Origin of the sequence: Streptomyces sp. NPDC005761 (assembly GCF_040630635.1) — a bacterium.
Lineage (GTDB): Bacteria > Actinomycetota > Actinomycetes > Streptomycetales > Streptomycetaceae > Streptomyces.
On the sequence record NZ_JBEXXX010000023.1, the window covers coordinates 1 to 25,606 of the forward strand.

General features: G+C 71.3%; 30 protein-coding genes and 1 pseudogene. 12 read left to right on the forward strand and 19 right to left on the reverse strand.

The features are described 5' to 3' along the window. Nucleotides 1–170 precede the first annotated feature (170 nt). From ABZ434_RS21135 to ABZ434_RS21145, 3 genes and pseudogenes are all read left to right on the forward strand, one after another. Complete coding sequence (locus tag ABZ434_RS21135; protein WP_359138905.1) at nt 171–1,448, forward strand: thymidine phosphorylase; 1,278 nt, start codon at nt 171–173, stop codon at nt 1,446–1,448. A gap of 53 nt (nt 1,449–1,501) precedes the next feature. Further along, nucleotides 1,502–1,836 (forward strand): annotated as a pseudogene (locus ABZ434_RS21140) (Uma2 family endonuclease); the annotation flags it as partial. A gap of 55 nt (nt 1,837–1,891) precedes the next feature. Beyond that, complete coding sequence (locus tag ABZ434_RS21145; RefSeq protein WP_359138908.1) at nt 1,892–2,227, forward strand: STAS domain-containing protein; 336 nt, start codon at nt 1,892–1,894, stop codon at nt 2,225–2,227. Between the two features lie 26 nt (nt 2,228–2,253). On the opposite strand, the gene ABZ434_RS21150 is transcribed toward ABZ434_RS21145, so the two are convergent. The 4 genes from ABZ434_RS21150 to ABZ434_RS21165 all read right to left on the reverse strand — a co-directional run bounded on the left by ABZ434_RS21150 (nt 2,254) and on the right by ABZ434_RS21165 (nt 5,778). Next, nucleotides 2,254–2,565: a hypothetical protein gene (locus ABZ434_RS21150; protein ID WP_359138910.1), complete on the reverse strand. Its 312-nt coding sequence runs from the start codon at nt 2,563–2,565 to the stop codon at nt 2,254–2,256. Further along, nucleotides 2,562–3,560 carry a sigma-70 family RNA polymerase sigma factor gene (locus tag ABZ434_RS21155; protein ID WP_359138913.1) on the reverse strand — a complete coding sequence of 333 codons (999 nt, stop codon included), beginning with the start codon at nt 3,558–3,560 and terminating at the stop codon, nt 2,562–2,564. Before ABZ434_RS21155 ends, ABZ434_RS21150 begins: the two co-directional genes overlap by 4 nt. A 99-nt stretch (nt 3,561–3,659) precedes the next feature. Next, nucleotides 3,660–4,376, reverse strand: coding sequence for a L,D-transpeptidase family protein (locus ABZ434_RS21160; RefSeq protein ID WP_359138916.1), 717 nt, complete (start codon nt 4,374–4,376; stop codon nt 3,660–3,662). Nucleotides 4,377–4,461: 85 nt separating this feature from the next. Then, nucleotides 4,462–5,778: an MFS transporter gene (locus tag ABZ434_RS21165; RefSeq protein WP_359138919.1), complete on the reverse strand. Its 1,317-nt coding sequence runs from the start codon at nt 5,776–5,778 to the stop codon at nt 4,462–4,464. Between the two features lie 63 nt (nt 5,779–5,841). Here ABZ434_RS21165 and ABZ434_RS21170 point away from each other — a divergent pair, with 63 nt between their 5' ends. After that, the gene (locus ABZ434_RS21170) at nt 5,842–6,795 is read left to right on the forward strand and encodes a LysR family transcriptional regulator (protein WP_359138922.1); all 954 of its coding nucleotides are present in this window, start codon (nt 5,842–5,844) and stop codon (nt 6,793–6,795) included. Between the two features lie 4 nt (nt 6,796–6,799). On the opposite strand, the gene ABZ434_RS21175 is transcribed toward ABZ434_RS21170, so the two are convergent. After that, nucleotides 6,800–6,997: a DUF397 domain-containing protein gene (locus ABZ434_RS21175; protein ID WP_359138925.1), complete on the reverse strand. Its 198-nt coding sequence runs from the start codon at nt 6,995–6,997 to the stop codon at nt 6,800–6,802. Next, nucleotides 6,994–7,842, reverse strand: a complete 849-nt coding sequence (locus ABZ434_RS21180; RefSeq protein ID WP_359138928.1) for a helix-turn-helix transcriptional regulator — start codon at nt 7,840–7,842, stop codon at nt 6,994–6,996. Before ABZ434_RS21180 ends, ABZ434_RS21175 begins: the two co-directional genes overlap by 4 nt. Nucleotides 7,843–7,986: 144 nt before the next feature. Here ABZ434_RS21180 and ABZ434_RS21185 point away from each other — a divergent pair, with 144 nt between their 5' ends. Then, nucleotides 7,987–8,436, forward strand: coding sequence for an ATP-binding protein (locus ABZ434_RS21185; RefSeq protein ID WP_359138931.1), 450 nt, complete (start codon nt 7,987–7,989; stop codon nt 8,434–8,436). Between the two features lie 24 nt (nt 8,437–8,460). On the opposite strand, the gene ABZ434_RS21190 is transcribed toward ABZ434_RS21185, so the two are convergent. Next, the gene (locus ABZ434_RS21190) at nt 8,461–8,778 is read right to left on the reverse strand and encodes a hypothetical protein (RefSeq protein WP_359138935.1); all 318 of its coding nucleotides are present in this window, start codon (nt 8,776–8,778) and stop codon (nt 8,461–8,463) included. 69 nt (nt 8,779–8,847) lie between these two features. Between ABZ434_RS21190 and ABZ434_RS21195 the strand changes: the two genes are divergently transcribed. Further along, entirely contained in the window at nt 8,848–9,744 is an 897-nt protein-coding gene (locus ABZ434_RS21195; RefSeq protein ID WP_359138938.1) for a LysR family transcriptional regulator, read from the forward strand. Nucleotides 9,745–9,806: 62 nt separating this feature from the next. Here ABZ434_RS21195 and ABZ434_RS21200 read toward each other — a convergent pair whose 3' ends face one another. Further along, nucleotides 9,807–10,214: a hypothetical protein gene (locus tag ABZ434_RS21200; RefSeq protein WP_359138941.1), complete on the reverse strand. Its 408-nt coding sequence runs from the start codon at nt 10,212–10,214 to the stop codon at nt 9,807–9,809. A gap of 114 nt (nt 10,215–10,328) precedes the next feature. Here ABZ434_RS21200 and ABZ434_RS21205 point away from each other — a divergent pair, with 114 nt between their 5' ends. Beyond that, nucleotides 10,329–10,739, forward strand: a complete 411-nt coding sequence (locus ABZ434_RS21205; RefSeq protein WP_359138944.1) for a hypothetical protein — start codon at nt 10,329–10,331, stop codon at nt 10,737–10,739. A gap of 40 nt (nt 10,740–10,779) precedes the next feature. Here the strand turns inward: ABZ434_RS21205 and ABZ434_RS21210 are convergent, their stop codons facing one another. Further along, complete coding sequence (locus ABZ434_RS21210) at nt 10,780–11,541, reverse strand: alpha/beta hydrolase (RefSeq protein WP_359138947.1); 762 nt, start codon at nt 11,539–11,541, stop codon at nt 10,780–10,782. Nucleotides 11,542–11,711: 170 nt separating this feature from the next. On the opposite strand from ABZ434_RS21210, the gene ABZ434_RS21215 reads away from it, so the two are divergent. Continuing rightward, entirely contained in the window at nt 11,712–12,866 is a 1,155-nt protein-coding gene (locus tag ABZ434_RS21215) for an adenosine deaminase (RefSeq protein ID WP_359138950.1), read from the forward strand. 134 nt (nt 12,867–13,000) lie between these two features. Next, nucleotides 13,001–13,315 carry a hypothetical protein gene (locus tag ABZ434_RS21220; RefSeq protein WP_359138952.1) on the forward strand — a complete coding sequence of 105 codons (315 nt, stop codon included), beginning with the start codon at nt 13,001–13,003 and terminating at the stop codon, nt 13,313–13,315. A 71-nt stretch (nt 13,316–13,386) separates the two neighbouring features. Here the strand turns inward: ABZ434_RS21220 and ABZ434_RS21225 are convergent, their stop codons facing one another. The 5 genes from ABZ434_RS21225 to afsQ1 all read right to left on the reverse strand — a co-directional run bounded on the left by ABZ434_RS21225 (nt 13,387) and on the right by afsQ1 (nt 17,166). Continuing rightward, the gene (locus ABZ434_RS21225) at nt 13,387–13,593 is read right to left on the reverse strand and encodes a PspC domain-containing protein (RefSeq protein ID WP_148020372.1); all 207 of its coding nucleotides are present in this window, start codon (nt 13,591–13,593) and stop codon (nt 13,387–13,389) included. A 93-nt stretch (nt 13,594–13,686) separates the two neighbouring features. Then, complete coding sequence (locus ABZ434_RS21230; RefSeq protein ID WP_359138956.1) at nt 13,687–14,250, reverse strand: VanZ family protein; 564 nt, start codon at nt 14,248–14,250, stop codon at nt 13,687–13,689. An 89-nt stretch (nt 14,251–14,339) separates the two neighbouring features. Further along, on the reverse strand, nt 14,340–14,957 hold the full coding sequence (locus tag ABZ434_RS21235; protein WP_359138959.1) for a hypothetical protein: 618 nt from the start codon (nt 14,955–14,957) through the stop codon (nt 14,340–14,342). After that, complete coding sequence (locus tag ABZ434_RS21240) at nt 14,954–16,492, reverse strand: HAMP domain-containing sensor histidine kinase (RefSeq protein ID WP_359138963.1); 1,539 nt, start codon at nt 16,490–16,492, stop codon at nt 14,954–14,956. Before ABZ434_RS21240 ends, ABZ434_RS21235 begins: the two co-directional genes overlap by 4 nt. Beyond that, a complete protein-coding gene (gene afsQ1, locus ABZ434_RS21245; RefSeq protein ID WP_185095372.1) occupies nt 16,489–17,166 on the reverse strand; it encodes a two-component system response regulator AfsQ1 in 678 nt (225 codons plus the stop codon). The genes ABZ434_RS21240 and afsQ1 overlap by 4 nt, the downstream gene beginning before the upstream one ends. Nucleotides 17,167–17,358: 192 nt before the next feature. On the opposite strand from afsQ1, the gene ABZ434_RS21250 reads away from it, so the two are divergent. Continuing rightward, nucleotides 17,359–18,120, forward strand: a complete 762-nt coding sequence (locus ABZ434_RS21250) for a SigE family RNA polymerase sigma factor (RefSeq protein WP_359138965.1) — start codon at nt 17,359–17,361, stop codon at nt 18,118–18,120. A 266-nt stretch (nt 18,121–18,386) separates the two neighbouring features. Here ABZ434_RS21250 and ABZ434_RS21255 read toward each other — a convergent pair whose 3' ends face one another. Beyond that, nucleotides 18,387–19,037 (reverse strand): uridine kinase, encoded by a 651-nt coding sequence (locus tag ABZ434_RS21255; protein ID WP_359138968.1) that lies wholly within the window; start codon nt 19,035–19,037, stop codon nt 18,387–18,389. 141 nt (nt 19,038–19,178) lie between these two features. On the opposite strand from ABZ434_RS21255, the gene ABZ434_RS21260 reads away from it, so the two are divergent. Beyond that, nucleotides 19,179–19,595 carry a hypothetical protein gene (locus ABZ434_RS21260; RefSeq protein ID WP_359138970.1) on the forward strand — a complete coding sequence of 139 codons (417 nt, stop codon included), beginning with the start codon at nt 19,179–19,181 and terminating at the stop codon, nt 19,593–19,595. 56 nt (nt 19,596–19,651) lie between these two features. On the opposite strand, the gene ABZ434_RS21265 is transcribed toward ABZ434_RS21260, so the two are convergent. Genes ABZ434_RS21265 through deoC form a run of 3 tightly spaced genes read right to left on the reverse strand, consistent with a single transcriptional unit; the run spans nt 19,652 to nt 22,990 of the window. Beyond that, nucleotides 19,652–20,608 (reverse strand): aldehyde dehydrogenase family protein, encoded by a 957-nt coding sequence (locus tag ABZ434_RS21265; RefSeq protein ID WP_359138972.1) that lies wholly within the window; start codon nt 20,606–20,608, stop codon nt 19,652–19,654. Next, complete coding sequence (locus ABZ434_RS21270; protein ID WP_359138975.1) at nt 20,601–22,037, reverse strand: aldehyde dehydrogenase family protein; 1,437 nt, start codon at nt 22,035–22,037, stop codon at nt 20,601–20,603. The genes ABZ434_RS21265 and ABZ434_RS21270 overlap by 8 nt, the downstream gene beginning before the upstream one ends. A gap of 5 nt (nt 22,038–22,042) precedes the next feature. Beyond that, the gene (gene deoC / locus ABZ434_RS21275; RefSeq protein WP_359139219.1) at nt 22,043–22,990 is read right to left on the reverse strand and encodes a deoxyribose-phosphate aldolase; all 948 of its coding nucleotides are present in this window, start codon (nt 22,988–22,990) and stop codon (nt 22,043–22,045) included. Between the two features lie 181 nt (nt 22,991–23,171). On the opposite strand from deoC, the gene ABZ434_RS21280 reads away from it, so the two are divergent. Beyond that, entirely contained in the window at nt 23,172–23,810 is a 639-nt protein-coding gene (locus ABZ434_RS21280; RefSeq protein WP_359138978.1) for a PH domain-containing protein, read from the forward strand. An 81-nt stretch (nt 23,811–23,891) separates the two neighbouring features. On the opposite strand, the gene ABZ434_RS21285 is transcribed toward ABZ434_RS21280, so the two are convergent. Further along, complete coding sequence (locus ABZ434_RS21285) at nt 23,892–25,535, reverse strand: phospho-sugar mutase (RefSeq protein ID WP_359138981.1); 1,644 nt, start codon at nt 25,533–25,535, stop codon at nt 23,892–23,894. Between the last annotated feature and the right edge of the window lie 71 nt (nt 25,536–25,606).

Sequence of the window (25,606 nt, forward strand, 5' to 3'; positions counted from 1 at the left end):
GCGGGGTTCGCCCGGGCGAACCCCGCCGACGCGGCACCGGCAACCAGCCGGGCGGGCCCGCACGTGGCGGGCCCACCCGGCGGCTCTTTTCTCCTCTATGCGCGTAGAGTCAACGGGACTCATGCGTGCTCATCTGCGTACGTACGTACCGGCCGGAAGGACTCCAGACCATGGACGCCATCTCCGTCATCCGCACCAAGCGGGACCGAGGCGAGCTGACCCCCGAGCAGATCGACTGGGTCATCGACGCGTACACCCGCGGCGAGGTCGCCGACGAGCAGATGTCCGCCCTGGCCATGGCGATCCTGCTGAACGGCATGAACCGCACGGAGATCGCCCGCTGGACCGCCGCCATGATCGCTTCCGGCGAGCGGATGAACTTCGACTCGCTCTCCCGCCCCACCACCGACAAGCACTCCACCGGCGGCGTCGGCGACAAGATCACCCTGCCGCTCGCCCCGCTGGTCGCCGCATGCGGCGCCGCCGTACCGCAGCTCAGCGGACGCGGCCTCGGCCACACCGGCGGCACGCTCGACAAGCTGGAGTCCATCCCCGGCTGGCGCGCCCACCTCTCGAACGCCGAGATGCTGAACGTCCTCGACACCACCGGCGCCGTCATCTGCGCCGCCGGCGACGGGCTCGCCCCCGCCGACAAGAAGCTGTACGCGCTGCGTGACGTCACCGGCACCGTCGAGGCCATCCCGCTCATCGCCAGCTCCATCATGTCCAAGAAGATCGCCGAAGGCACCGGCGCACTCGTCCTGGACGTCAAGGTCGGCTCCGGCGCCTTCATGAAGACCATCGAGGACGCCCGCGAACTGGCCTCCACCATGGTCGCGCTGGGCACCGACAGCGGCGTACGCACGGTCGCCCTGCTCACCGACATGGCCACCCCCCTCGGCCTGACCGCCGGCAACGCCCTGGAGGTCCGCGAATCCGTGGACGTCCTCGCCGGCGGCGGCCCGAAGGACGTCATCGACCTCACGCTGGCCCTCGCCCGCGAAATGCTGGACGCGGCCGGCCTCAAGGACGCCGACCCGGAGAAGGCCCTCGCGGACGGCTCCGCGATGGACGTCTGGCGCCGGATGATCTCCGCCCAGGGCGGCGACCCGGACGCCGCACTCCCCGTCGCCCGTGAACAGCACGTCGTCACGGCCTCCGCCTCCGGAGTCCTGACCCGCCTGGACGCGTACGACATCGGCGTGGCCGCCTGGCGCCTCGGCGCGGGCCGCGCCCGCAAGGAGGACCCGGTCCAGGCCGGCGCGGGCATCGAACTGCACGCCAAGCCGGGCGACGAGGTGACGGCCGGGATGCCGCTGCTGACGCTGCACACGGACACCCCGGAGAAGTTCGAGTACGCGCTGAAGGCACTGCCCGACGCGTACGACATCGCCCCGTCGGGCACCCCGTTCGCCGCCGTCCCGGTGGTGCGGGAGCGTATCGCCTGACCTGCGGTTTCCTCGTACGGGCGAACGGGACCGGTGGACTGCCACCGGTCCCCGGGCTCTACATCCCCGACCTCGTGGTGCTGCCACGCGTGGTCGCCACCGGGCCGGGCAACCGCGGCCCGGCCGAAGAGGTACGGCTCGTCGTCGAGATCACCTCGCGGGCCAACGCCAACCACGACCGCATCGGCAAGACACACGGCTACGGGCAGGCCGGCGTCGAGCTCTTCCTGCTCCTCGACCCCTGGCGCTCCGGCCGCCCCACCGCACGCTGCACGGGGAGCCGGCCGACGGCACGTACCGCGTGCCGAACGCGGTCGAGTACGGCGAGAAGCTGAGGCTGCCCGAGCCGTTCGGCCTGCACCCGGACACCGCGATCTTCCCCGTGAGTCGAGAAGCACCCCAGCCCCGCGATGAGTTTCTCCCGCATCGCCGGTCTCCTAGGTATGGATCCCTTGTCACCGGCCGTATTCGTCCTCTCCGGACACGTCACCAGGGCCGGTACGCCCCGTCTATGCGCCGAGTTGGAGGCGCTGCTGGCCACGTCGGAAGCAGCGGTGGTGGACTGCGACGTGGGCGGCATCGTCGAGCCGAGCCTGGCTTCCGTCGAAGCGATCGCCCGCCTGTCCCTGGTCGCACGCCGGGCGGGCGGGAGGCGACTGAGGCTGCGCGGGACGCCGCCCGAGCTGCAACTGCTGCTCGACCTGCTGGGGTTGGGAGATGTGGTGGACCTGGACGACGGGTCGACGACGGTGGAGACGGGCCGGGCACCCGGCCCCTGACCGAGCCGGCCGTCACCGGCCCCGGATCAGTCGGAGACCGAGTAGTCGCAGGCCACGGCGGTGACCACGTTCTGTTTGCCTGTGGTGCCCTCGTGCTCCGGGGGCAGGGCTGTGGCCGATGGGGACGGGGGCGAGGCCATGCGAGACTTCGCGGCCCGTACCGCCTCCGCGCAGTCGAACTCCGGCTGCGGCCCCGGCTCCGCCCCGGAGCCCGGTGGCACGACGCGGGCCGGCCCCGACGTCGCCGCCGGCTCACCGACCCACTGCGTGACCCCCCACCCGGCGACGGCGAGAACCACCCACCCCGCCACCAGCCCCCGCCTCACGCCCCGTCTCACGCGGCGTCCGCCTCCAGGTGGTCCGGCAGGCCGAACAGCGGGAACCAGCGCGGGGTGTCCAGGAAGCAGTGCATCCCGGTGATCGCCCCGTCCTGGATGTCGATGACCTGCACCGCCCACGGCACGAACCCGGGCCCGTCCGGATTCGGCTTGTAGTGCGCGAAGGCCGGGGTGCCGTTCGCCGACGTGGCGACCAGCCGGGAGCCCTCGCAGGACGCGCCGATGGACGTCATGAACCCGGCGATGTCGTCGTGCCCCTGCAACCAGAGGTCGAACGGCGGCATGGTCATCACCGCGTCCTCATGGAGCAGCGCGGTCAGCGCCTTCATGTCGTAGCCCTCGAACGCCGCCACGTACCGCTCCAGGAGCTTCGCCTGCTCCTCGTCCAGGGGATTCGCCGTGTCGGCGGAGGCGGCATCGCCCTGGTGGTCGGTCAGCGTGGCCCTGGCCCGTTGGAGCGCGCTGTTGACCGAGGCGACCGAGGTGTCGAGCAGCTCGGCGACCTCGCTCGCCTTCCACGCGAGCACCTCGCGCAGGATCAGCACCGCCCGCTGCTTCGGCGGCAGATGCTGGAGCGCGGCGACGAACGCGAGCCGTACCGACTCGCGCGCGACGGCGGCCTCCGCCGGGTCCGCGACCGTCGGCAGGATCCGCCCGTCCGGCATCGGCTCCAGCCAGGCGTTCTCCGGGAGCGGGTTGAGCGCGGCCTGTGCGAGCGGGGTCGGGCCCGACAGGTCGACGGGCCGGGCGCGCTTGTTGCCCGCGTTCAGCATGTCGAGGCAGACGTTCGTCGCGATGCGGTAGAGCCAGGAGCGCAGCGAGGAGCGTCCCTCGAACTTCTCGATGTTGCGCCACGCACGCACCAGGGTGTCCTGGACCGCGTCCTCCGCCTCGAAGGCCGAGCCGAGCATCCGGTAGCAGTAGCCGGTCAGCTCGACCCGGTGTCCCTCGAGACGGCTGTCGATATCGGTCGTCGTCGCCGTCAGATCACTCATCGCGTCGCTTCACCCCTGTTGCGTTGTGACACCGCTCACTTCAGCACTTCGGAAGCTACCGCAGGGCACTGACAACGGGGGCGGGAAGAGCAGAAGCGGTCACGTCCCGAGCTTGCGCCCGTACACGTACACGTCGTCGCCGTTCTTCAACAGGTTCCAGTATGACTTCGCGTCGGCGGTGCGCATGTTGACGCAGCCGTGCGAGCCCGGCGGGTTCCACATCTTCACGCCCACCGCGTGGAAGGCCTGCCCGCCGTCGAAGAACTGCGAGTACGGCATCTTCACGTGGTAGAGCGACGAGACGTGGTTCTTGTGCTTCCAGTAGATCTTCTTCGCCCCGGTCCGGGTCTCGTACCCGTCCCGCCCGGTCCGCACCGGCACCGGTCCGAACTTCAGCTTGCTGCCGTCCTGGATCCAGGTGATCTGTCGGGTGAGGTCCACGCACGCGATGCGCCCCTTGTTCGTGGGGCACTTCTTGGCCTTGTTCGGGTTCTTCCCTGCCGCCTTCTGAGCGGTGAGCGTCTGCATGGTGCGCCAGGTGACGGGCCCCGCGTAACCGATCGTCGGCGTGACCCCGTACGTGCTCTGGAACGACCGGATCGCCTTGCAGTCGGCGGCCGACTGCTTGCCGTCCACCTTCAGGTGCAGGTACTTCTCCACCTGCTTCTGGTACGGGCCCCTGGACGTCGTGCAGGACGCCGCCTGGGCGGTGCCGCCGGTGCCGAGCACGAATGCCGGTACGGCCGTCAGACCGGCGACGGACAGCGCGAGAACGCGCCGTGCCCGCACACCCCGTATGTTCCCCGTGATCTTCATGTACGCCAACTCCCCTTCGCGCGCAGTGCGGTGTTTCCGCCTGCTAGACGCGCGCCGGGGAGTGGATGGTTGTGCGCCGAATGTCTCAGTTCTGTACGGACGCCGTCGCGGCCACCGGCCTGCGCCGCTCGACACGCGCTGCCCGCGTCCCGTACAGCGTGATCGATACGACCCCGAGCACCGCGACCAGCCCCAGCGTGACCGTGCCTGCCCAGCCGCCGGCGTGGAAGGCGACCGCGCCGAGCGTGCCGCCCGCGCTGGAGCCCAGGTAGTACGCCGACTGGTAGAGCGCCGACGCCTGGGCGCGGCCGGTGGTGGCCGTACGGCTCACGGAGGACGAGGCGACCGCGTGCCCGGCGAAGAATCCGGCCGTGATCAGGACCAGGCCGAGGAGCACGGCGGCCAGCTGGTCGGCGAGCGAGAGCAGCAGACCTGCGGCCGTGGTGGAGACGGCGAGGTAGAGCGCGCCCCGGCGCCCCAGCCGGGCGACGAGCCTGCCCGCGGCGGCGGAGGAGACCGTACCGACCAGATAGACCAGGAAGATCGACCCGACGATGCCCTGCGGGAGGTTGAACGGGGCGTCCACGAGCCGGTAGCCGATCACCGTGTAGACCGCGCCGAACACCGTCATGAACAGGGCGCCGATCGCGTACAGCCGCCGCAGCAGCGGATCGGCGAGGTGCCCGCCGACGGTCTTCGCCAGGGCCTTCGGGTTCAGCGAGCCGGGAGTGAAGTGCCGTGCCCGGGGGATCATGAAGTGGAAGACGACCGCGCAGGCCACGGCCAGCAGCCCGACCGCGCCGAGCGCCGCCCGCCAGCCCCACGCCTGGGCGATCCAGCCGGTGAGGATCCGGCCGCTCATCCCGCCGATGCTGTTGCCGGCCACGAACAGCCCGATCGCGGCGACCAGCGCCTTGGGCCGGACCTCTTCCGCCAGGTACGCCATCGCGGAGGCGGGCAGACCGGCGAGTGCGGCGCCCTGGATCGCGCGCAGCGCGATCAGCCAGCCGAGCGAGGGCGCGAACGGTACGAACAGCCCGACCACCACGGCCACCGCCAGCGAGGCGGTCATCATCTGCCGCCGCCCGAACCGCTCGGACAGCGCGCTCATCGGCAGCACACACAGGGCCAGCGCACCCGTCGCGGCGGACACCGTCCAGCTCGCCTGCCCGGCCGTGGCGCCGAAGGACGCGGAGACGGCGGGGAGCAGGGCCTGAGTGGAATAGAGGAGCGCGAACGTCGCGACACCGGCGGCGAAGAGCGCGAAGCTCATCCGGCGGTAGCCGGGCCGTCCGGGCTCGAGCCGGTCCGCTGCGACAGCGGGGACGGTAGCGGCGACGGGGGACGACTGGGTCGAGGCGGCCACGATGAGGGTGGACGCCCCGGTACTGGCAGGAGGCATGCCACGAAAGTAGGCCCGACACCTTTCATGCGTCCAATGCACAAACACGCAATAATCAATCCTATGGCGCATCAGTACAGCTCACAGCCTCGGCTGTCACCAAGCAGTTACGAAGAAGACATTCGCGCGGTCCTGGCGCCGCGCCTGGCGTACTTCGAGGCCGTCGCCCGCCACGAGCACGTCACCCGCGCCGCGCATGAACTGGGCGTCCCGCAGTCCACGCTCTCGCGGGCCATGGTCCGGCTGGAACAGGACCTCGGCGTCGCCCTGTTCGCCCGCAAGGGCCGCACGGTCTCCCTGACCCCCGCGGGCCGCACCTTCCTCGGCTCGGCGGAACGGGCGCTCGCGGAGGTGGAGAAGGCCGCCGACTCGGTCCGGGCGGACGCCGACCCCACGGCCGGCAAGGTCGCCTTCGGCTTCCTCCACACCATGGGCTCGGAAACCGTCCCCGCCCTCATCCGCGCCTTCCGCGTCGACCACCCCCGGGTCCGCTTCCAGCTCGTCCAGAACTACGGCGAGGCCATGATCGAACGCCTCCGCGCGGGCGGCCTCGACCTCTGCCTCACCTCACCGGTCCCGGACGCCCCGGATCTCGTCGCCCGCCGCCTGGACGAACAACGCCTGCGCCTGGTCGTCCCCGAGGACCACCGCCTGGCCACCCGCCGCCGCATCCGCCTGGCGGAGGCCGCCGACGAGACCTTCGTGACCCTGGAACCCGGCTACGGCCTGCGCCGCATCACGGACGACCTCTGCACGGAGGCGGGCTTCGTCCCCCGCGTCGCGTTCGAGGGCGAGGAGGCGGAGACGCTGCGCGGCCTGGTCGCGGCCGGCCTGGGCGTGGCGCTGCTCCCGCCCCCGGCGGTGGCCCGCCCCGGGGTGGTGGAACTGACGGTGACGGCACCGCGGGCTGCCCGGGAGATCGGCGTGGCCTGGCTGGACGGCCACCCGGACACTCCGCCGGTGGCGGCGTTCAAGAAGTTCCTGCTGTCGCGGAGGGGGAACCTGCTGCCGGAGTGACAGGTCAAGCGGCGGGCATGGTGGCGGACGCGTACGCGGTGAAGTCCGACCACGCGGCCGTGGAGACGGCGAACGGGCGCCGGTCGGTGTCCTTGGAGTCGCGGACGTGGACGGCGCGGGCGGCCAGGGCGACCTCGACGCAGTTGTCGCCATCGCCGCCGCTGTAGCTGCTCTTGAACCAGTTCAGCTCTGTGGTGCTCATAGCGCTCCTCGCATCCGTTCCAGCAAGCTCACCGTAGCCCGGCAATCCAGGGCCTGGGAACGCAGCTTGCCATAGCGCTGGAGCAGGATGCTGACTTCGCTCGGAGCGGTGAGCAGGGCGCTTGAGCGGTGGCCCTCGGTGTAGCCGAACCACTGGTTGGCCTGGCTCTCGGCCAGATACATCTGCCCGTCGATCCCGGTGTGGTCCTGTTGCCGGAGCGGCATGACCTGGATCTCCACGTTGGTGTGCCGCCCGATGTGCAGCAGGTGGTCGATGACGAGGGCGGTCACGCGCGCCCCGCCCACCTGGCGCTCCAGGATGCCCTGCTCGACGACGAAGCTGAAGGCGGTGTTGGGGCGTTCGCAGAGGAGCCGCTGACGTTCGAGTCGAGCCGTGACCTGTCGTTGGATCTGTGTCTCCGTGAGAGGCGGCAACTGGCGTTCAAACACGGCCCGGATGTATCCCTCGGGCTGTAACAGCCCAGGAATCCCCCGGCACTCGTACGCGTACAGCGTGATCGCCTCCTCCTCGATCCCCGCCCACTGCTGGAACCAGGAGGCGAGCCCGGCCCTCCTGCGCAGACTCCGCGCGGCGGCGCCGAGGACCTTGCCCGCGACCGGCCCCAGGGCCTCCGCCGCCCGCTCCGGCAGGTTCTCCGGCGGGAACCGCTTGCCCTGCTCGATCTTGGCGATGTAGGCGGGCGAGTACTGCACGCGGGGTGCGAAGTCCTCCTGGGTGAGGCCGGCGGCTTCGCGCAGGGCCTTCAGTACGGCCCCGAACGTCCGCAGGCTGTCGGACAGCTCGGGCTCGCCGTTCGTCGTGGTGCTCTCGTGGTCCGCCGTCATCGCCGCCCCGTCTTTCGCGCATCGATCAACGCGACAATGATCACGGACGGTTACCCACCCCGTCCAGAGCGTCAACCCATACAGAGGGATCTGTATGGGTGTTGTTCCTGCTGGCGCAGGTGGTCGAGGCGGAACGCTGGGTGCATGACAGCACTGCAAGCCCAACCACCCGTAACCGTAAGTGTGTTCGCCCAGAGGTGTTCCGCCACCCGCCTGGGCGCAACCCTCGCGCGCCGCCTGGCCGTGTGGAAGCTCGACGTCTGGGGGGTTCCGTACGGCACGCAGCTCTCCGACACCGTGGCGCTCCTCGTCGCCGAGCTGGCGGCCAACGCGGTCCTGCACGGGCGGGTTCCGGGGCGCGACTTCGAGTTGCGGCTCGTGTACGCGTACGGGACCGGAGTCGTACGCGTCGAGATCTCCGACACCCACGAGGCCCGCCCGGTCCCCGCTGCCGCGCCGCCGGCCGACCCGGAGGCCGACGGGGGCAGGGGCCTCCTCATCGTGGAGGCCCTCGCCTCCCGCTGGGGCGTGAGCGATCGGCTCGGGCCGGGCAAGACCGTGTGGGCGGAGACGGGGCCGGCGGTTACCCGGTGAGGACCGACTCCGGGCCGGACGCCGTCAGGAGAGCGGCTCGTGGTTGGCCCAGACGACCTTGTACGGGTGGCGGGACTGCCAGCACTTGATGACGTCCTCGAGTCCGGGAGCCGTGAACGAGGCGTTCAGCGCGTGGAGGTCGGCGAGGGCGATCTGCACGATCGCGGTGGCGGCGGGCCCGGGACTGTGGTCATCGGCGGCTACACGGATGTGCTGCGAGGCCGCGAAGGTCTGGATCTGTCCCGAGTCGCGCATGACCTGTTCGATGTCTTTGAGGAACTGATCCAGCTCGGCCGTCGGGACGGAGTCGGCGAAGGAGACGATCATTGTGTGGTGAATCATGGGTCAATCGAACCTCGCCCCCCGAACGAAGTCCAAGACCGATTGATTCTCCAGCGATAACCTGGAGGAATGATCGAATTGGAGACGCGTGAGCTGGAGTACTTCGTCGCGGTCGCCGAGGAGCTGCACTTCGGCCGTGCCGCCGCGCGCCTCGCCATCGCGCAGCCGGCGCTGTCGAAAGCGGTCCAGCGCGTCGAATCGCGGCTCGGCGTCCAGTTGCTCGTGCGCTCCAGTCGTCACGTCTCGCTGACCCCGGCCGGCGAGGCCTTGCTGCACCACGGCCGCCACGCGCTCAACGCGGTGAGTGCCGCGGCCCGGAGTGCGCGCCGGGCCGGTGACGTCCAGGCGCAGCTGCGGCTGGTGATCAAGCCCGGTGGCGATGCCAACCTGCTGTCCGGGATCCTCGCCGCGTATGCCGGACAGCCCGATGCGCGCAGGGTGGACATCCTGTTCGGCGGTGCCGCCGACCGCGCCGACTACCTGCGTGACGGAAGAGCCGATGTGGCGCTCCTGTACGCGCCGTTCGACGACCTCTCCGGACTGGAGTCCGAGACGCTGTACGTCGAAGGGCGCGTGGCGATTCTGCCGCGGGACCACCGGCTGGCCTCGCGCGGCGAGCTGTGCATGGCCGACCTGGAGCACGAGACGCTGCCGCGCTGGAAGGGCGTGCCTGACGGTGGGGCCGGGCCGGAGATCGTGGACGTGGCACAGATGACGCAGATGATCATGCTCGGCCGGACGATCGCGATCCTGCCGCGCTCGTCCATCGACCCCCTTCACCCCGGGCTGGTGTACAAGCCGGTGATCGATGCGGCGCCCAGCCGACTGGTCGTCGCGTGGTCGCGACTCGACCAGCGGCCGCTGGTCGCCTCGTTCGTCGCCGCCGCGGTTGCCGCAAGCCGTGTGCGGCGGGACCTGGCGTCGACCCCGGAGGCGGGCGCCTCCCCGGGCGGTGAGGCCGGATAGTCGCCGGGGACGCAGGTACAGGTGCTCCGCCCGGTTGAGGTCGAGACGGGGCTCGCTCCCGGTCAGAGTCCCCGCCGGCCGCCCCCGAATGACCTCGCGGCGCGTTGCCGTGCGGTGCGGGCGAGGCGGAAGTCGAGGTAGGCCAGAGCCATGACGATGAGGGGAGCGACGGTGCACATGAGCAGCAGTCGCAGGTCTCCGTCGGTCAGGGTGGCCACCAGAACGATCGCGACCGTACCTCCGACGAAGCCCGCGAGCTGCCGGTAGGACCGGAAGGAGCCGAGGGCCACCGAGGTGTTCGACTCCTCCGGCTCCTCCTCCGCGAAGGCGGCGCGGACGGGGTGATCGGCACCGTCGTGGTGTGCCTGCCGCCAGGCCAGGACCAGGCGGGTCAGCACGTAGAGGGCGAACGCACCGAGGTAGATCCACCACTCGGTCGCGCTGTCGGGTAAGGAGCGAGCCAGAGTCATGCCGTACGTGTGCCCCGGATCCCTGGGAAGAGCCCACGCCTCCACGGCCGACGTGGCTACCCTGACGCGGGAGTTGTGTGCGATCGGGACGAGCCGGCGCAGGTGTTCGGCTGGGTGAAGGCAACGGAGAACATGGTGCGCTTGATCAGGACGGTCGTCCCGGTGCTTGCTCTGCTCGTGGTGACGGCCGGGTGTTCCTCCGGTGACGGCAAGAGCGAACAGCGGCTGGCCGAGCAGCGCGAGAGTTACTGCACCCAGCTCGGGGCGTGGGAGGACGCTCAGGGAGAAGAGAAGGACGCTGAGGCGGAGGGCGCGGAAGCGGATGGGGCGTCAGGGTACGACATGGTCGGGGCCGTCGCCGATGATGTGTTCCTTGCGATGGAGCCGCTCCGGGACGAGTCCGTCGGAGGAGGACGCACCCTGGCGGAGGCCACGGCGGCGGCGCTGAAGAGCAATGATCGCGGGGCAGGCGGGCTCATCGTGCGCTACTGCCAGGACAACGGCTTCGAGGCCCAGGTCGGTTGAGCCGGGCCGGGGTTCTCCGGCCCGGGCCCGCAATGCCCTCTCATCCCCGCAACGACTTCCCGAACCCCGCGGCCAACGGCATCCGCAGCCCCAGCGGCGGTGGAGCCGCCAGGGCGTCGGCGACCGGGCGGGCGTAGCTGCGGCCGAAGAGGGAGCCGCGCACGAAGTCCGCTGCCAGGGCGGCGACTTCGGATTGGTGCTGGCGTAGCGCGTGGCCGTCCGAGTGGACCTCGAAGCGGCAGGTGTCGCGGTTGGACTTCTTGGCGCGTTCGGCCAGGCGGAACGACAGCTCCGGGTCGCAGTGGGCGTCGTTCGTCCCGTGGACCAGCAGGACGGGGCGGCCGACCAGGTGCTTGACCGGTTCCGGTTCGGCGTCCGGGTCGCCCGGGAGCCAGGGGGCCATCGCGAGGACCGAGGTGACTGCCGGGTGGCCGCCCGCGCGGAGGGCCGCGCGGCCGCCCATGCCGTGGCCGGCCAGGCAGACCGGGATGTCGCCGTAGCGGCGTACGACCTCGTCCACCGCCCATTCGGCGTCCGCCGCGAGGTGGGCGTCCGTGGTGTTCCAGCCGCGGCAGCGGTAGTGGACGACGTGGGCGGCGAGGCCGTCGGTGCCGCCGGCGCGGGCCAGGGACCGGGCCAGAGGGAGTCTGCGGGCGTAGGTGAGAGGGGAGGGGCGGCGGTGCGAGTAGGGCTCGCCGTCCGGGAGCAGCAGGACCACGCCGCTGACCGTGGTGGATTCTCCGGCCGTCCTGACGGCCCGTCCCAGCCTTGCAGCAGGCAGGGGGAGTGCGCGCTGTGCCATGACGTAACAGTGTCAGAAGGGCAGGTGTACGCCACCCGTATTCGCGGTCTCTGTTACGTATCGGCGAGGGGCGCGCGGCGGCGCTCCACGCGGGTGGGGCGCGGTCTCTGTTACGTATCGGCGGGCCGCGCCCCGCAGCGCTCTACGCGCGTAGGCGTTAGAGTGCGTGGATGATGAGCCCGACCCTCAATGTGCCCGGCCAGGATCAGATCCGGCGTGCCCCCAAGGTCCTTCTCCACGATCACCTCGACGGCGGTCTGCGCCCCGGGACGATCGTCGAACTCGCCGCGGTCAACGGATACGACGGGCTTCCGGAGAGCGATCCCGACAAGCTCGGCATCTGGTTCCGGGAAGCCGCCGACTCCGGGTCGCTGGAGCGCTACCTGGAGACGTTCGCCCATACGTGTGCCGTCATGCAGACGCGTGACGCGCTGGTCAGGGTCGCCGCCGAGTGCGCGGAGGACCTGGCTGCCGACGGTGTCGTCTACGCCGAGATCCGGTACGCCCCCGAGCAGCACCTCGAAGCCGGCCTGAGCCTCGAAGAGGTCGTCGAGGCCGTCAACGAGGGCTTCCGCGAGGGTGAGCGCCGGGCGCGCCAGGACGGGAACCGGATCAGGGTGGGCGCGCTGCTCACCGCGATGCGGCACGCCGCCCGTTCGCTGGAGATCGCGGAGCTGGCCAACCGTTACCGCGAGCAGGGTGTCGTCGGCTTCGACATCGCGGGGGCGGAGGCGGGCTTCCCGCCCACCCGGCACCTCGACGCCTTCGAGTACCTCAAGCGCGAGAACAACCACTTCACCATTCACGCCGGCGAGGCCTTCGGGCTGCCGTCGATCTGGCAGGCCATCCAGTGGTGCGGCGCCGACCGGCTCGGCCACGGTGTCCGCATCATCGACGACATCGAGGTCGCCGCGGACGGCAGTGTGAAGCTCGGCCGCCTCGCCTCCTACGTACGGGACAAGCGCATCCCGCTGGAGCTCTGCCCGACCTCCAACCTGCAGACCGGTGCCGCGGCCTCGTACGCCGAGCACCCCATCGGGCTGCTGCGGCGGCTCCACTTCCGGGCCACCGTGAACACCGACAACCGGCTGATGAGCGGTACGAGCATGAGCCGGGAATTCGAGAAGCTGACCGAGACCTTCGGATACACGCTCGATGACATGCAGTGGTTCACCGTCAATGCGATGAAATCAGCATTCATTCCTTTCGATGAACGTCTGGCGATGATCAGTGACGTCATCAAGCCCGGATATGCCGAGCTGAAGTCCGAATGGCTCTTCGAGCAGACCGCTGCGACCAGCGTGTCTACCTCGGTAGCCGGCTGACGGACCGCTCTCCGAGAACGGCCGGGAACGTGATTCCCGGCCGTTTTCCGTGTTTTTCGATGTTTGCGGGAAGGGCAAGGGGCTGACTACGTTGCAGAGCCGCTCACGTCCCCTTCCCCAAGGATGAATTTCACATGAAGCAGTCTGCTGCCAGGACTCTCGGCGTCGCCGCTCTCGGTGCCGCTTTCGCCGCTGCCGCCGCCGGTACCGCGTCGGCCTCCGCGCTGCCGCTGGACGCTGCCACCAGCGCCCTGCCCGTCGCCGGCGCCCTGGCGAACGCCACGTCGACCCTGCCGGTCCAGGACACCGCCAACGAGCTCCTCGGCACCAGCCAGACGAAGGTCCTGGGCGACGTCACCGCCCCGGCCAAGGGCCTTCTCGGCGGTATGCCCGCCGGTGGGCTGACGACCAGCGGTCTGTCGGCCAACGGGCTGCCGCTCGGTCGCTGAGACCGGTCCCGCACCTGCCTGTGGGCGGACACCCGATGCCGGGTGTCCGCCCACAGGCGTGCGTCGGGGGATTACCAGGCGGTCGCGGCGGACGACGGCCGCTCCTGGGGGAGCAGCAGCCACAGCGCCAGGTAGAGCAGGAACTGCGGGCCCGGCAGGAGGCACGAGACGACGAAGATGATGCGCATGGTCCTCGCGGAGGTGCCGAAGCGCCGTGCCAGCGCTGCGCACACTCCGCCGAGCATGCGTCCGTCACGGGGGCGGGCAAGTGCGGCCATGGTGGGCTCCTTCGCGAACCGTTGCTGAGGGAGCGGTCCGTTGCGCTCCCGGTGTATCCAGGATGGCCCTGGCGGCGGGGGCAAAGCGTCGCTCTACGGGGCGATACCGACCCTGGAAATCGTCGGGGTCGATCCCTGAGTCCCGTGAGAGGCCCGCGCCTCGTGGCCGGCCCGGACCGGCACGCGGCCCTGCGGCTCGTACCGGCGGCGGTGCCGCGCCCGCCAGGCCGGGACTATCAGGACGTGGGCGAGGGCCACACCGACGGTGTTCAGGAACAGCGAGTCGACGTCGACGACCTGACCGGGCACCCCGGTCTGGCCCAGTTCGATGACCAGCGAGATCAGCGACCCGGCCGCAACCGTGCGGGTCAGTGAGGACCACGGGGAGACCAGGAGCCGGCCCCCCGCCAGCGGCAGCAGCACGCCCAGGGGGGCCAGCAGCAGGAGTTCCTTGCCGATGCGGCGGACGGCGGTGACCGGGCCGAGGGACAGGTCGGCCTTGATGCCGGCGAAGGGCTGGAGGTTGGCGGCGGTCATCCACGGCACGTCCAGCGGGCGCAGAGTCAGCCACCCGACGAGCAGCAGATGCGCGAGGAGCAGTGACACTCCGACCGCGCGGAAGCGGATGACGGCCTGGCCGCCCGAACCTTGACGCACGTCACCCAAGACGCGGGCAGCGGCAGGATCGGTTCCGCTCCGCCGGGGGAGACCTGGCTCACCCGCCCGGCACGCCCGCGCCGACCTGCTCAGGGCAGTGGGGCCGCGTCCGTGGTCGGTACGGCCTCCGGGCTGGCCTTCGTCTCCGTGGTGCACAGATAGGCGCGCGGCGGGTAGCCGCCCGGGCCGCCGAGCGTCACCGAGCCGTCGGGGACGAGCGACTCGCTCTCGGCGTACGTACAGACGATCTGCGCCAGGGCCTCGGACGGCAGGTCCTCCGGCTGCTCGCTGAGACGCAGCGTGCCCTTCGGGTCGCCCGTGACGGGACCGCCGATGCGGAGCGCGGCGGGGACGTGGGTGGAGAATCCCGCCCGCTCCTCGGCGGCCGGTGGTTCCAGGCGCAGTTCGTCCAGGAGGGCCCGGGCGATCCGGAGCCGGTCCGATGCCGTCTCCGGGACCTGCGCCGAGCGGTCCACGGTGACCAGTTCCGAGGCGCAGACCAGATAGATCTGTACGGGGATGCCCTGCTGGGCCTGGGTGGTGATGTCCTCCGCCGGCATGGCGCACGGCACCCGCGACGGGGCCGGGCCGGCGTCCACGGGTACCGAGGTCGTCCTGATCCCGCAGCCCGCGGCCAGTACGGCGCAGAGCGCGGCAGCGGCAAGCGCCGCGGCGGGGCGGCGACCCCGGCGTTCGGTGGGCGTCACGTCGCGTCGTCCTCCTCGTCCGGGATCCCGGCGTCGTGACCCTCGGTGGTGCGGTTCAGCGCCTCGGCGTCGCGCGGCAGCCGCAGGACGAACACCGCGCCGTCGCCGTCCGGCGAGTTCGCGGCGGTGATGTCGCCGCCGTGGATGTGCGCGTTCTCCATCGCGATCGAGAGTCCCAGGCCGCTGCCCTCGGAGCGCGGCCGCGAGGCGCTGGCCTTGTAGAAGCGGTCGAAGACGTGCGGCAGCACGTCCTCGGGGATGCCGGGGCCGTGGTCGCGCACTTCGATGACGAGATCGTCGCCCTCGGTCCGTACCGTGACCCGTACGGGCGAACCGCCGTGCTTCAGCGCGTTGCCGATCAGGTTGGCCAGGATGACGTCGAGCCGGCGCGGATCGAGGCGGACCATCATGCCGCGCTCGGCGTCCAGGTCCACCGCGTCCAGCCAGGCCCGGACGTCGATGCAGGCGGTCACCTGGTCGGCGACGTCGACGGTGTCGAGGACGAGGCGGGCCGTGCCCGCGTCGAAGCGGGTGACCTCCATCAGGTTCTCCACCAGGTCGTTGAGGCGCCGGGTCTCGCTGACCACCAGGTGCACGGCGGGCGCGATCATCGGGTCGAGGCTGTCGGCCTCGTCCTCCAGCACCTCGGCGACCGCGGTGATCGCGGTGAGCGGGGTGCGCAGTTCGTGCGACATGTCGGCGACGAAGCGGCGGCTGGACTCCTCCCGCGCGCTCATGTCCGCGACCTTCTTCTCCAGGGAGCTCGCCGTTCTGTTGAACGTCCTGGAGAGATCGGCCAGTTCATCGGTACCGGACACCGTGAGCCGGGTGTCGAGCTTGCCCTCGCCGAGCTTGCGGGCGGCGTCGCCGAGCCGCTGCACGGGCCGCAGCACCGTCGTTGCCGCGGCCTGGGCGAGCAGGGCGGAGCCGACGAGGGCCAGGGCGGTGGCGATCCCCAGTGACCAGGCGAGGGAGTTGAGGTCCTGCCGTTCCTGGTCGAGCGACTTGAGCATGTAGCCGGTCGGGCCGCCGCCGATGATCTTCGTGCCGGCGACGAGGTAGGGCGTGCCGCGGATCGATATCCGCTGCCAGAACAGGTGGTACTCGTACTTGTTGCCCGCCTTGACCGGCTGCTTCCTGTCGACCTGCTTCTGCAGCGACACCGGAACGTTGTCGCGCGTGAAGGTGTCCAGGTCGGAGTTGCCGACGATCGGCTTGCCGGGATCGCGCTCGTCGATCAGCAGCACGCTGTAGCCGGGGCTGCTGCTCGCCATCTGTACGGCGGCGGTCTGCAGGTCCTCCTTGGTGGGCTTCAGCGGCAGTGAGGCCGCGCGGCCCTGCATCTCCTGCCGGAAGTCCCCGAGCGCGGAGTCCTGCGTACGCGTCAGCACCGCCTCGCGGTTCAGCCAGTACGCGATGCCGGACGCGGACACCGCGGCGGTGAGCGCGACCAGGGCGAACACGACGACGAGCCGCAGCCGCAGGCTGGTCCAGCGGAGCCCGGCAAGCAGGCTCCGCCGCACAGCCGGGCTCACTGCGGCGAGTCCAGCCGGTATCCCACGCCCCGCACGGTACGGATCAGGGTCGGCGAGGACGGCACGTCCTCCACCTTCGCCCGCAGCCGCTGGACACAGGCGTCCACCAGCCGGGAGTCACCGAGGTAGTCGTGCTCCCACACGAGGCGCAGCAACTGCTGCCGGGACAGGGCCTGGCCCGGCCGGCGGCTCAGCTCCAGCAGGAGGCGCAGCTCGGTCGGCGTGAGCTGCAGGTCCTCCCCGTTCTTGGTCACGGTCATGGCGGACCGGTCGATCACCACGCTGCCGAACGTGGCGGAGTCGGTCGACTCGCGCTCACCGCGCCGGAGCACCGCGCGGATACGGGCGTCGAGCACCCGGCCCTGCACGGGTTTCACCACGTAGTCGTCGGCACCGGACTCCAGACCGACCACGACGTCGATGTCGTCGCTCCGTGCGGTCAGCAGGATGATCGGCAGCTGGTCCGTGCGCCGGATGCGCCGGCACACCTCGAAACCGTCGATCCCGGGCAGCATCACATCCAGCACGACCAGGTCGGGCCGCTGCTCGCGCAGCAGGTTGAGGCCGTCCTCTCCCGTCGCCGCGGTGGCCACACGGTGGCCCTGGCGAGACAGCGAGAGTTCGAGGGCCGTGCGGATGGCGTCGTCGTCCTCGATCAGCAACAGGAAAGGCACGTTGGTCATTCTGACCCATGGGGGTGCCCCAGTTCGACAGTTGGTCCCCTCTCATGCATCCGGCAGCCCCGAATCGTGTCTGCGCCGGGCCCTGTGACAGGCCTGTGACAGTCGGCGGACAGGGCCATGAAATCGCCCCGGCAAGCTCGTTGACACAAGGAACGGACGGACTCCACCGACGGGGGGCGCGAGATGAACGCAACGCACAGCATCACCACCAGCGCAGTTGTCACGCGTCTCCACGACGTCGGGCGGAGCACCGAGAAGTCCGGCGCCGCAGTGAACGGGCGGGGGTGCGTTCGAGGCGCCGGGCGTCAGCACCCGTCATACATGACGGTGGTTGACGCGTCTGCCACCACGGGGGCGGGCAACGGGGGAAGCGCGTACGGGGAGGTCACGGGGGAGCGGAGGGCCCCGGAGCGGGCCGAGGACGCCGAAGCGGCGTTCACGGCCTACGTCCGGGAGCGCCGCGCCTCCCTGTACGCCACCGCCTACCACCTGACCGGTGACCGGTTCGAGGCCGAGGACCTGCTGCAGAGCGCTCTCTTCTCCACGTACCGGGCATGGGACCGGATCAGCGACAAGGCGGCGGTCGGCGGCTATCTGCGCCGCACCATGACCAACCTGCACATCAGCGCCTGGCGCAGGCGCAAGCTGAACGAATACCCGACCGAGGAGCTGCCGGAGACGGCGGGCGACACGGACGCGATGCGCGGTACGGAGCTGCGCGCCGTGCTCTGGCAGGCGCTGGCGCGACTGCCCGAGACGCAGCGCACGATGCTGGTCCTGCGCTACTACGAGGGCCGCACGGACCCGGAGATCGCGTCCATCCTCGACATCAGTGTCGGCACGGTGAAGTCCAGCATCTGGCGGTCGCTCCGCCGGCTGCGCGAGGACGAGGTCCTCAGCTTCGGCCGTGACGAGGAGGAGTCCTTCGGCGAGCTGGTGGCCTGAGGCAGCGGGGGGAACGGGGGCGTCGCTTCGGGGGAGGCGGCGGTGTCACGGGGGAAGCGGGGCCGCTGCTTCGGGGGAGGCGGCGGTGTCACGGGGAAGCCGAGGGGTCGGACGGGCCGGGGGGTCCCGTCCGGCCCCTCGGCGTTTGCGTGGGGCCGGAAGGTTCGGGGCGCCGGGCTTCGGGGCGCGCCGGGCGTCGGGGGCGCTGACCCCGTACCCCGCTCCTCAATCGCCGGAGGGGCTTGGGTGTGCCCTGGACGCGGGCGTCAGTCGCCGGCGGGGCTCGCCTTCGCTGTCGCGGGGGTACGGCACCGCCCCGCCGCGGCGGCGGCCAGGCGGCCCAGGGCCTCTGCCTTGCCGCAGGGGTACGCCCCCAGTTCCGCCTGGCGCGCCACGATGCGGCGTTCGGCGCGCATCAGGCGCCAGCCCCGGCGCAGCAGGAAGGGCACGGACTTGCGGCCTTCGCGCAGGTCGCGCAGCAGCCGGCGGCGGAACGTCGTCGACGGGCGGCCGCGCAGGCACAGCGCGTCCGCCAGGAGGCCCAGCGACTGGCACTGCCCGACGATGTCCGCGGCGAAGATCCCCTCGGCCACGAAGAGCGGTGTGCGCTCGATGTGGAAGCCCTCGTGCCCGGTCCGGGAGCTGGTCGCGATGTCGTACACCGGTACGTCGGTCCGCCCGGTGCGGCACAGCTCCGTGATCGCGGCGACTGCCGCGTCCGCGTCCCAGGACAGTGCGGAGTCCCAGTCGATGTCCGTGCTCCCCGTGACGAGCGGCAGCGTGGGGTCGCCTGCCTCCTTGTAGAAGTCGTCCAGCCGCAGCACCGGGAGACCGGTACGGGCGGCGAGGGAGGACTTGCCTGAGCCGGAGGGGCCCGCCAACAGGACGACGCGGGTCGAAATCGCTTGGGAACTCACAGAACACAAGTGTGAGGCATTGACCCGCACAGGGGATCCCCGGAGGTCTTGTTGGTATCCGGCATCACACCTCAACTACTCTGTGCACTCAACCGGTTACTCGATCGATGGTTCGAATCGGTCCGATCAGGTGGGAACCTCATGGCACGTCACGCACTTTCCAAGTCCCGGCGCCGCATTCTGCTGCGGGCAGGCCTGACCGTCACCGCGGTGGGCGCCGCGCTCGGTGCGGGGGGTGCGGCGGCCCAGGCGGCCCCGCTGCCCCTCGTGCAGGCGACGGGGACGGACACCAGCCTCGGGGAGGCCGGAGAGGCCGCGGGCGGTGCGGTCACCGGGGCGCTCGGCCACTCGCTCGACAACGGCATCGCGCCCGTGACGCATCTGCGCCTCGACCCGCTGGCCGGTACGGGCGTGGACCCGCTGGACAACGCGGTGGGGACCCAGGTCGCCGATTTCAAGCCGGTCTCCACCGCTGCCGTCACCGACCCGGTGACCAGCGGAGGCGCGCTGAAGGACCTGCCCGTGGTGGGACAGGTCGTGGGCCTGCTGCACGGCTGACACGGACGCGGCCCGTGCCCGGGATCTCCCGGGCACGGGCCGCTGCCGTATCCGAGTCAGTACGAGGAGCCCGCCGCGCCGAGCGCGCCTGTCGGGTGCCACACCGTCTTGGTCTCCAGGAACGCCGTCAGGCGGCGGGTCCCGGGGTCGGCCGACCAGTCGGCGTCCGCGCCGGTGTCCACAGCCTGTGGATGAGCGGCGCCGTTCGCCTCCTTCTCGGCGGGGTGGCGGGCGGCGGACGGGCGGGAGACCCGCTTCAGGTTGTCCGCGGCCGCGATCTCCAGCTCCTTGGCCAGATCCGCGTCGGCCCCCGTCAGGTCGATGCCGTTCACGTCCTGGTGGGAGGCGAGCGGCGTGGCGATCTCCGCCGTCCTCCCCGACAGGATGTTGACCACTCCGCCCGGCAGGTCCGAGGTGGCCAGCACCTCGCCCAGCGACAGAGCGGGCAGCGGGGACCGTGCCGAGGCCACGACGACCGCCGTGTTGCCGGCCGCGATCACGGGCGCGAGCACCGAGACCAGGCCCAGGAACGACGACTCCTGCGGGGCGACGACGGTCACGACGCCGGTCGGTTCGGGGGTCGAGAGGTTGAAGAACGGACCCGCGACCGGGTTCGCCCCGCCCACGATCTGGGCGATCTTGTCGGTCCACCCCGCGTACCAGACCCAGCGGTCCACTGCCGCGTCCACGACGGCCGCTGCCTTGGACTTCGACAGCCCCTCGGCCTCCGCCACCTCGCGGACGAACTGGTCCCGGCGGCCCTCCAGCATCTCCGCGATGCGGTAGAGGATCTGGCCGCGGTTGTAGGCGGTCGCGCCCGACCAGCCGCCGAACGCCTTGCGGGCGGCCACGACGGCGTCCCGCGCGTCCTTGCGGGAGGACTGGGGCGCGTTCGCCAGCCACTTGCCCTTGGAGTCCGTCACCTCGTACACCCGGCCGCTCTCGGAGCGGGGGAACTTGCCCCCGACGTACAGCTTGTAGGTCTTGAAGACGCTCAGTCGCCCGTCAGACATCGAGGTAGGCCTCCAGACCGTGACGGCCGCCTTCGCGGCCGAAGCCCGACTCCTTGTAACCGCCGAACGGCGAGGTCGGGTCGAACTTGTTGAACGTGTTGGCCCAGACGACGCCCGCCCGGAGCTTGTTCGCCACCGCGAGGATGCGGGAGCCCTTCTCCGTCCAGATGCCGGCCGAGAGGCCGTACTGGCTGTTGTTGGCCTTGGCGACCGCCTCGTCGGGCGTGCGGAAGGTCAGCACGGACAGGACCGGGCCGAAGATCTCGTCCCGGGCGACGGTGTGGGCCTGGGTGACGCCGGTGAACAGCGTCGGCGCGAACCAGTAGCCGGCCGAGGGCAGCTCGCACGGCGCCGACCAGCGGTCCGCGCCCTCGGCCTCACCGGTCTCGACGAGCGCGGTGATCCGGGAGAGCTGCTCCTCGCTGTTGATCGCGCCGATGTCGGTGTTCTTGTCCAGCGGGTCGCCGAGGCGCAGCGTGGAGAGCCGGCGCTTGAGGGAGTCCAGCACCTCCTCCTCGACCGACTCCTGCACGAGGAGGCGCGAGCCCGCACAGCAGACCTGGCCCTGGTTGAAGAAGATGCCGGTGACGATGCCCTCGACGGCCTGGTCGACCGGGGCGTCGTCGAAGACGATGTTGGCGCCCTTGCCGCCCAGCTCCAGCGTGGCCTTCTTGCCGGTGCCCGCGATCTGCCGGGCGATGGCCTTGCCGACCGCCGTCGATCCGGTGAAGGCGATCTTGTTGACGTCCTCGTGCTCGACGAGGGCCGAGCCCGCGTCCCCGTAACCCGTCAGGATGTTGACGACACCCTTGGGCAGCCCCGCCTGGCGGCAGATGTCCGCGAAGAAGAGCGCGGACAGCGGGGTCGTCTCGGCGGGCTTGAGCACCACGGTGTTGCCGGTGGCGAGCGCCGGGGCGATCTTCCACGCCAGCATCAGGAGCGGGAAGTTCCACGGGATGATCTGGCCGGCCACGCCGAGCGGGCGCGGGTTCGCGCCGTACCCCGCGTGGTCCAGCTTGTCGGCCCAGCCCGCGTAGTAGAAGAAGTGCGCGGCGACCAGCGGGAGGTCCGCGTCGCGGGTCTCCTTGATCGGCTTGCCGTTGTCCAGGGTCTCCAGGACCGCGAGCTCGCGCGAGCGCTCCTGGATGATCCGGGCGATCCGGAACAGGTACTTGGCGCGCTCGGAGCCGGGCAGCGCCGACCACTTCTCGAACGCCCGGCGGGCCGCCTTCACGGCCCGGTCCACGTCCGCGGAGCCTGCCTGGGCGACCTCGGAGAGCACCTCCTCGGACGACGGGCTGACCGTCTTGAAGACCTTGCCGTCGGCGGCGTCGGTGAACTCGCCGTCGATGAACAGGCCGTACGAGGGGGCGATGTCGACGACGGAACGGGATTCCGGCGCCGGTGCGTACTCGAATGCAGATGCCATGGGAATCAGTCCACCGTCACGTAATCGGGGCCGGAGTAACGGCCGGTGCTGAGCTTCTGGCGCTGCATCAGCAGGTCGTTCAGCAGGCTGGAAGCACCGAAGCGGAACCAGTGGTTGTCCAGCCAGTCCTCGCCCGCCGTCTCGTTCACCAGCACCAGGAACTTGATGGCGTCCTTGGAGGTGCGGATGCCGCCGGCCGGCTTCACGCCGATCTGGATGCCGGTCTGCGCACGGAAGTCGCGCACCGCCTCCAGCATCAGCAGGGTGTTCGCGGGCGTGGCGTTGACCCCGACCTTTCCGGTCGACGTCTTGATGAAGTCCGCGCCCGCCAGCATCCCGAGCCAGGAGGCCCGCCGGATGTTGTCGTACGTGGACAGCTCGCCGGTCTCGAAGATCACCTTCAGCCGTGCCCGGCCGCACTCGGCCTTCACGGCGAGGATCTCCTCGTACACCTTCAGGTAGCGGCCGGAGAGGAAGGCGCCGCGGTCGATCACCATGTCGATCTCGTCGGCCCCGGCGGCCACGGCGTCGCGGACGTCCGCGAGCTTCACGTCGAGCGCGGCGCGCCCGGCGGGGAAGGCCGTCGCCACGGACGCCACCTTCACGCCGGAGCCGGCCACGGCGGCGGCCGCGGTCGCCGCCATGTCGGGGTAGACGCAGACCGCCGCGGTGCGCGGGGTCGTGCGGTCGGTGGGATCGGGATTGACGGCCTTGGCGGCGAGCGCGCGGACCTTGCCCGGAGTGTCCGAGCCTTCCAGCGTCGTCAGGTCGATCATCGAAATGGCGAGGTCGATGGCGTACGCCTTGGCCGTCGTCTTGATCGAACGGGTTCCGAGAGAGGCGGCGCGCGCTTCGAGGCCGACGGCGTCGACGCCGGGCAGCCCGTGCAGGAAGCGGCGCAGCGCACTGTCGGACGCCGTCGCGTCGGCGAATGCGGGAGCAGTGGTGGGCATGGTCACCACATGAGCATATCTACGCGCGTAGCGGCCTGTACAGGGGGCCGTGCCGTTCGCGCATCGCGCGGCCCCGCGGCGGGGCGCCGGGCCGCGTGGGGCACCCGCCCCGCCGGAGTCCGTACGCGTGCCCGGGCGGCCGCCCCCGCGTCCGCCGCGCACGTCAGGCAGAATCGGGCTCATGACGAGCCCCACACCGCCCTCCGAGCCCACCTACGCCGACCGGACGTTCCGGTCTCCCGCCGGGCTGGTCGGGGGAGTCCTGCTGCTCCTGCTCGTCGGGTGGATCGGTGTGGACGCCGCCTTCCAGGGCGAGGGCCGCGTGCCGTGGCTGGCGCTGGCCGGTCTGCTGACCGTCGTGCCGCTGGTGGTCGCCTTCACCCTGAGGCCGGCGGTGTTCGCCAACGACCGGCGCATCCGCATCCGCAATCCGTTCCGGACGATCACACTGCCGTGGACCGACGTCGCGGACGTCCGGGCCGGGTACTCGAGCGAGATCTTCACCAACGGCGGCGCCAAGTACCAGCTCTGGGCGGTTCCGGTGTCGCTGCGGCAGCGCAAGAAGGCCGCCCGCCATCAGTCCCGGCAGGCGATCGACGACCCGTACGGCCGGACGTCCGCCACCGCCGACGTGCGCGACACGAAGGCGCGGGCGGCGGTCGCCGATCAGACGATGCACGACCTGCGGGAGCTGGCCGGGCGCGCGGGCGACACGCCCGTCTCCGGGGGCGTCGTCGGGTCGGTCAGATGGGCCTACGAGCTGATCGCACCGGCCGCGGTGGGTGCGGTGCTGCTGGTGGTCGTGGGCCTCATCGGATAGGGCGGGCCCGGCGGGCAGAATTCAACCCGCCACCGGGCCCGGGCGGCCGGGACTTTCACCCGCCACCGGGCCCGGCGTGCGTCAGATCCCGGCCGCGGCCGCCAGGTCCCGCTTGATGCCGGCCAGGAGCTCCGCACCCCTCGCGCGGGCCGCGGGCAGGTCACCGGCCGAGGCGACCGGCACCACGACCTCCAGGTAGCACTTGAGCTTCGGCTCGGTGCCGCTCGGGCGGACGATCACCCGGGCACCCTCCAGGTGGTAGCGCAGCCCGTCCGTGGGCGGCAGCAGCTCGGTGCCGTTCGACAGGTCCTCGGCCGAGGTGACGGCGAGTCCGGCCAGCGCGCTGGGCGGCTGCTCGCGCAGTCGTCGCATGGCGTCCGCGATGACGGACAGGTCCTCCACCCGGACCGACAACTGGTCGGTGGCGTGCAGCCCGTGGTCGACCGCGAGGTCGTCCAGCAGGTCGACGAGCGTGCGGCCCCGCTCCTTGAGCACGGAGGCGAGTTCGGCGACCAGGAGCGCGGCCGTGACGCCGTCCTTGTCGCGGACGCCGTCCGGGTCGACGCAGTAACCGAGCGCCTCCTCGTAGCCGTACCGCAGCCCGTCCACGCGGGCGATCCACTTGAAGCCCGTCAGCGTCTCCTCGTAACCGAGGCCCGCCTTCTCCGCGATCCGGCCGAGGAGGGACGACGACACGATGGACTCGGCGAAGACGCCGGTGACACCGCGGTCGACGAGGTGGGCGGCGAGCAGCGCGCCGACCTCGTCGCCGCGCAGCATCCGCCAGCCGCCGTCCACCGCCGGGTCCGGGACGGCGACGGCGCAGCGGTCCGCGTCCGGGTCGTTGGCGATGACGATGTCGGGGTCCGCGCGCCGGGCCGTGGCGAACGCGAGGTCCATCGCGCCGGGCTCCTCCGGGTTGGGGAAGGCCACGGTGGGGAACGCGGGGTCGGGCTCGGCCTGCTCGGCGACCAGGACCGGGGCGGGGAAGCCGGCGCGGTCGAAGGCCGCGGTGAGCACGGAGGCGCCGACGCCGTGCATCGCGGTGTACACGACGCGGGCGGTGCGCGGCGAACCCGCGGCCAGTACCGCGTCCGTACGGGCCAGGTAGGCGTCCAGGACCTCGTCGCCCAGGGTCTCCCAGCCGCTGTCGGGGCGGGGCACGGTGTCCAGCGGGCCGACCGCGGCGATCGCGGCGGCGATCTCGCCGTCGGCGGGGGGCACGATCTGCGAGCCGTCGCCGAGGTAGACCTTGTAGCCGTTGTCGCGCGGCGGGTTGTGGCTGGCGGTGACCTCGACGCCCGCGACGGCCCCCAGGTGCCTTATGGCGTACGCCAGTACGGGGGTGGGGAGCGGGCGGGGGAGCACGGCTGCCCGCAGACCGGCGCCGGTCATGACGGCGGCCGTGTCGCGCGCGAAGTCGGTGGACTTGTAGCGGGCGTCGTAGCCGATGACGACGAGACCGCCCTCCTGGCCCTGGTCCTTCAGGTACGCGGCGAGCCCGGCGGCGGCGCGGATGACGACGGCGCGGTTCATCCGCATGGGCCCGGCGCCGATCTCACCGCGGAGTCCGGCGGTGCCGAACTGGAGGGTGCCGGCGAAGCGGATGGTGAGTTCGTCGAGGTCCTCCGCGTCGATGAGCGCGGCGAGCTCGTCGCGGGTCTCGGGGTCGGGGTCCTCGGCGAGCCAGGTCCTGGCCCGGGTGATGAGGTCCTGCGTCGTCACGGTGTCCGCCTTTCCGGGGTGCGGGTGTGGTGTCGTGCGGGGGTGGGGGCGGAGGGTGGTGCCTGCGGCAT

Bases quoted from the DNA above. Each gene is read 5' to 3' on its own strand.
- ABZ434_RS21135 (WP_359138905.1), top strand. From the start codon at position 171: ATGGACGCCATCTCCGTCATCCGCACCAAGCGGGACCGAGGCGAGCTG.
- ABZ434_RS21145 (WP_359138908.1), top strand. From the start codon at position 1,892: ATGGATCCCTTGTCACCGGCCGTATTCGTCCTCTCCGGACACGTCACC.
- ABZ434_RS21155 (WP_359138913.1), bottom strand. From the start codon at position 3,560: ATGAGTGATCTGACGGCGACGACGACCGATATCGACAGCCGTCTCGAG.
- ABZ434_RS21160 (WP_359138916.1), bottom strand. From the start codon at position 4,376: ATGAAGATCACGGGGAACATACGGGGTGTGCGGGCACGGCGCGTTCTC.
- ABZ434_RS21165 (WP_359138919.1), bottom strand. From the start codon at position 5,778: ATGCCTCCTGCCAGTACCGGGGCGTCCACCCTCATCGTGGCCGCCTCG.
- ABZ434_RS21170 (WP_359138922.1), top strand. From the start codon at position 5,842: ATGGCGCATCAGTACAGCTCACAGCCTCGGCTGTCACCAAGCAGTTAC.
- ABZ434_RS21175 (WP_359138925.1), bottom strand. From the start codon at position 6,997: ATGAGCACCACAGAGCTGAACTGGTTCAAGAGCAGCTACAGCGGCGGC.
- ABZ434_RS21180 (WP_359138928.1), bottom strand. From the start codon at position 7,842: ATGACGGCGGACCACGAGAGCACCACGACGAACGGCGAGCCCGAGCTG.
- ABZ434_RS21185 (WP_359138931.1), top strand. From the start codon at position 7,987: ATGACAGCACTGCAAGCCCAACCACCCGTAACCGTAAGTGTGTTCGCC.
- ABZ434_RS21190 (WP_359138935.1), bottom strand. From the start codon at position 8,778: ATGATTCACCACACAATGATCGTCTCCTTCGCCGACTCCGTCCCGACG.
- ABZ434_RS21195 (WP_359138938.1), top strand. From the start codon at position 8,848: ATGATCGAATTGGAGACGCGTGAGCTGGAGTACTTCGTCGCGGTCGCC.
- ABZ434_RS21200 (WP_359138941.1), bottom strand. From the start codon at position 10,214: ATGACTCTGGCTCGCTCCTTACCCGACAGCGCGACCGAGTGGTGGATC.
- ABZ434_RS21210 (WP_359138947.1), bottom strand. From the start codon at position 11,541: ATGGCACAGCGCGCACTCCCCCTGCCTGCTGCAAGGCTGGGACGGGCC.
- ABZ434_RS21215 (WP_359138950.1), top strand. From the start codon at position 11,712: ATGATGAGCCCGACCCTCAATGTGCCCGGCCAGGATCAGATCCGGCGT.
- ABZ434_RS21220 (WP_359138952.1), top strand. From the start codon at position 13,001: ATGAAGCAGTCTGCTGCCAGGACTCTCGGCGTCGCCGCTCTCGGTGCC.
- ABZ434_RS21225 (WP_148020372.1), bottom strand. From the start codon at position 13,593: ATGGCCGCACTTGCCCGCCCCCGTGACGGACGCATGCTCGGCGGAGTG.
- ABZ434_RS21250 (WP_359138965.1), top strand. From the start codon at position 17,359: ATGAACGCAACGCACAGCATCACCACCAGCGCAGTTGTCACGCGTCTC.
- ABZ434_RS21260 (WP_359138970.1), top strand. From the start codon at position 19,179: ATGGCACGTCACGCACTTTCCAAGTCCCGGCGCCGCATTCTGCTGCGG.
- ABZ434_RS21265 (WP_359138972.1), bottom strand. From the start codon at position 20,608: ATGTCTGACGGGCGACTGAGCGTCTTCAAGACCTACAAGCTGTACGTC.
- ABZ434_RS21270 (WP_359138975.1), bottom strand. From the start codon at position 22,037: ATGGCATCTGCATTCGAGTACGCACCGGCGCCGGAATCCCGTTCCGTC.
- deoC (WP_359139219.1), bottom strand. From the start codon at position 22,990: ATGCCCACCACTGCTCCCGCATTCGCCGACGCGACGGCGTCCGACAGT.
- ABZ434_RS21280 (WP_359138978.1), top strand. From the start codon at position 23,172: ATGACGAGCCCCACACCGCCCTCCGAGCCCACCTACGCCGACCGGACG.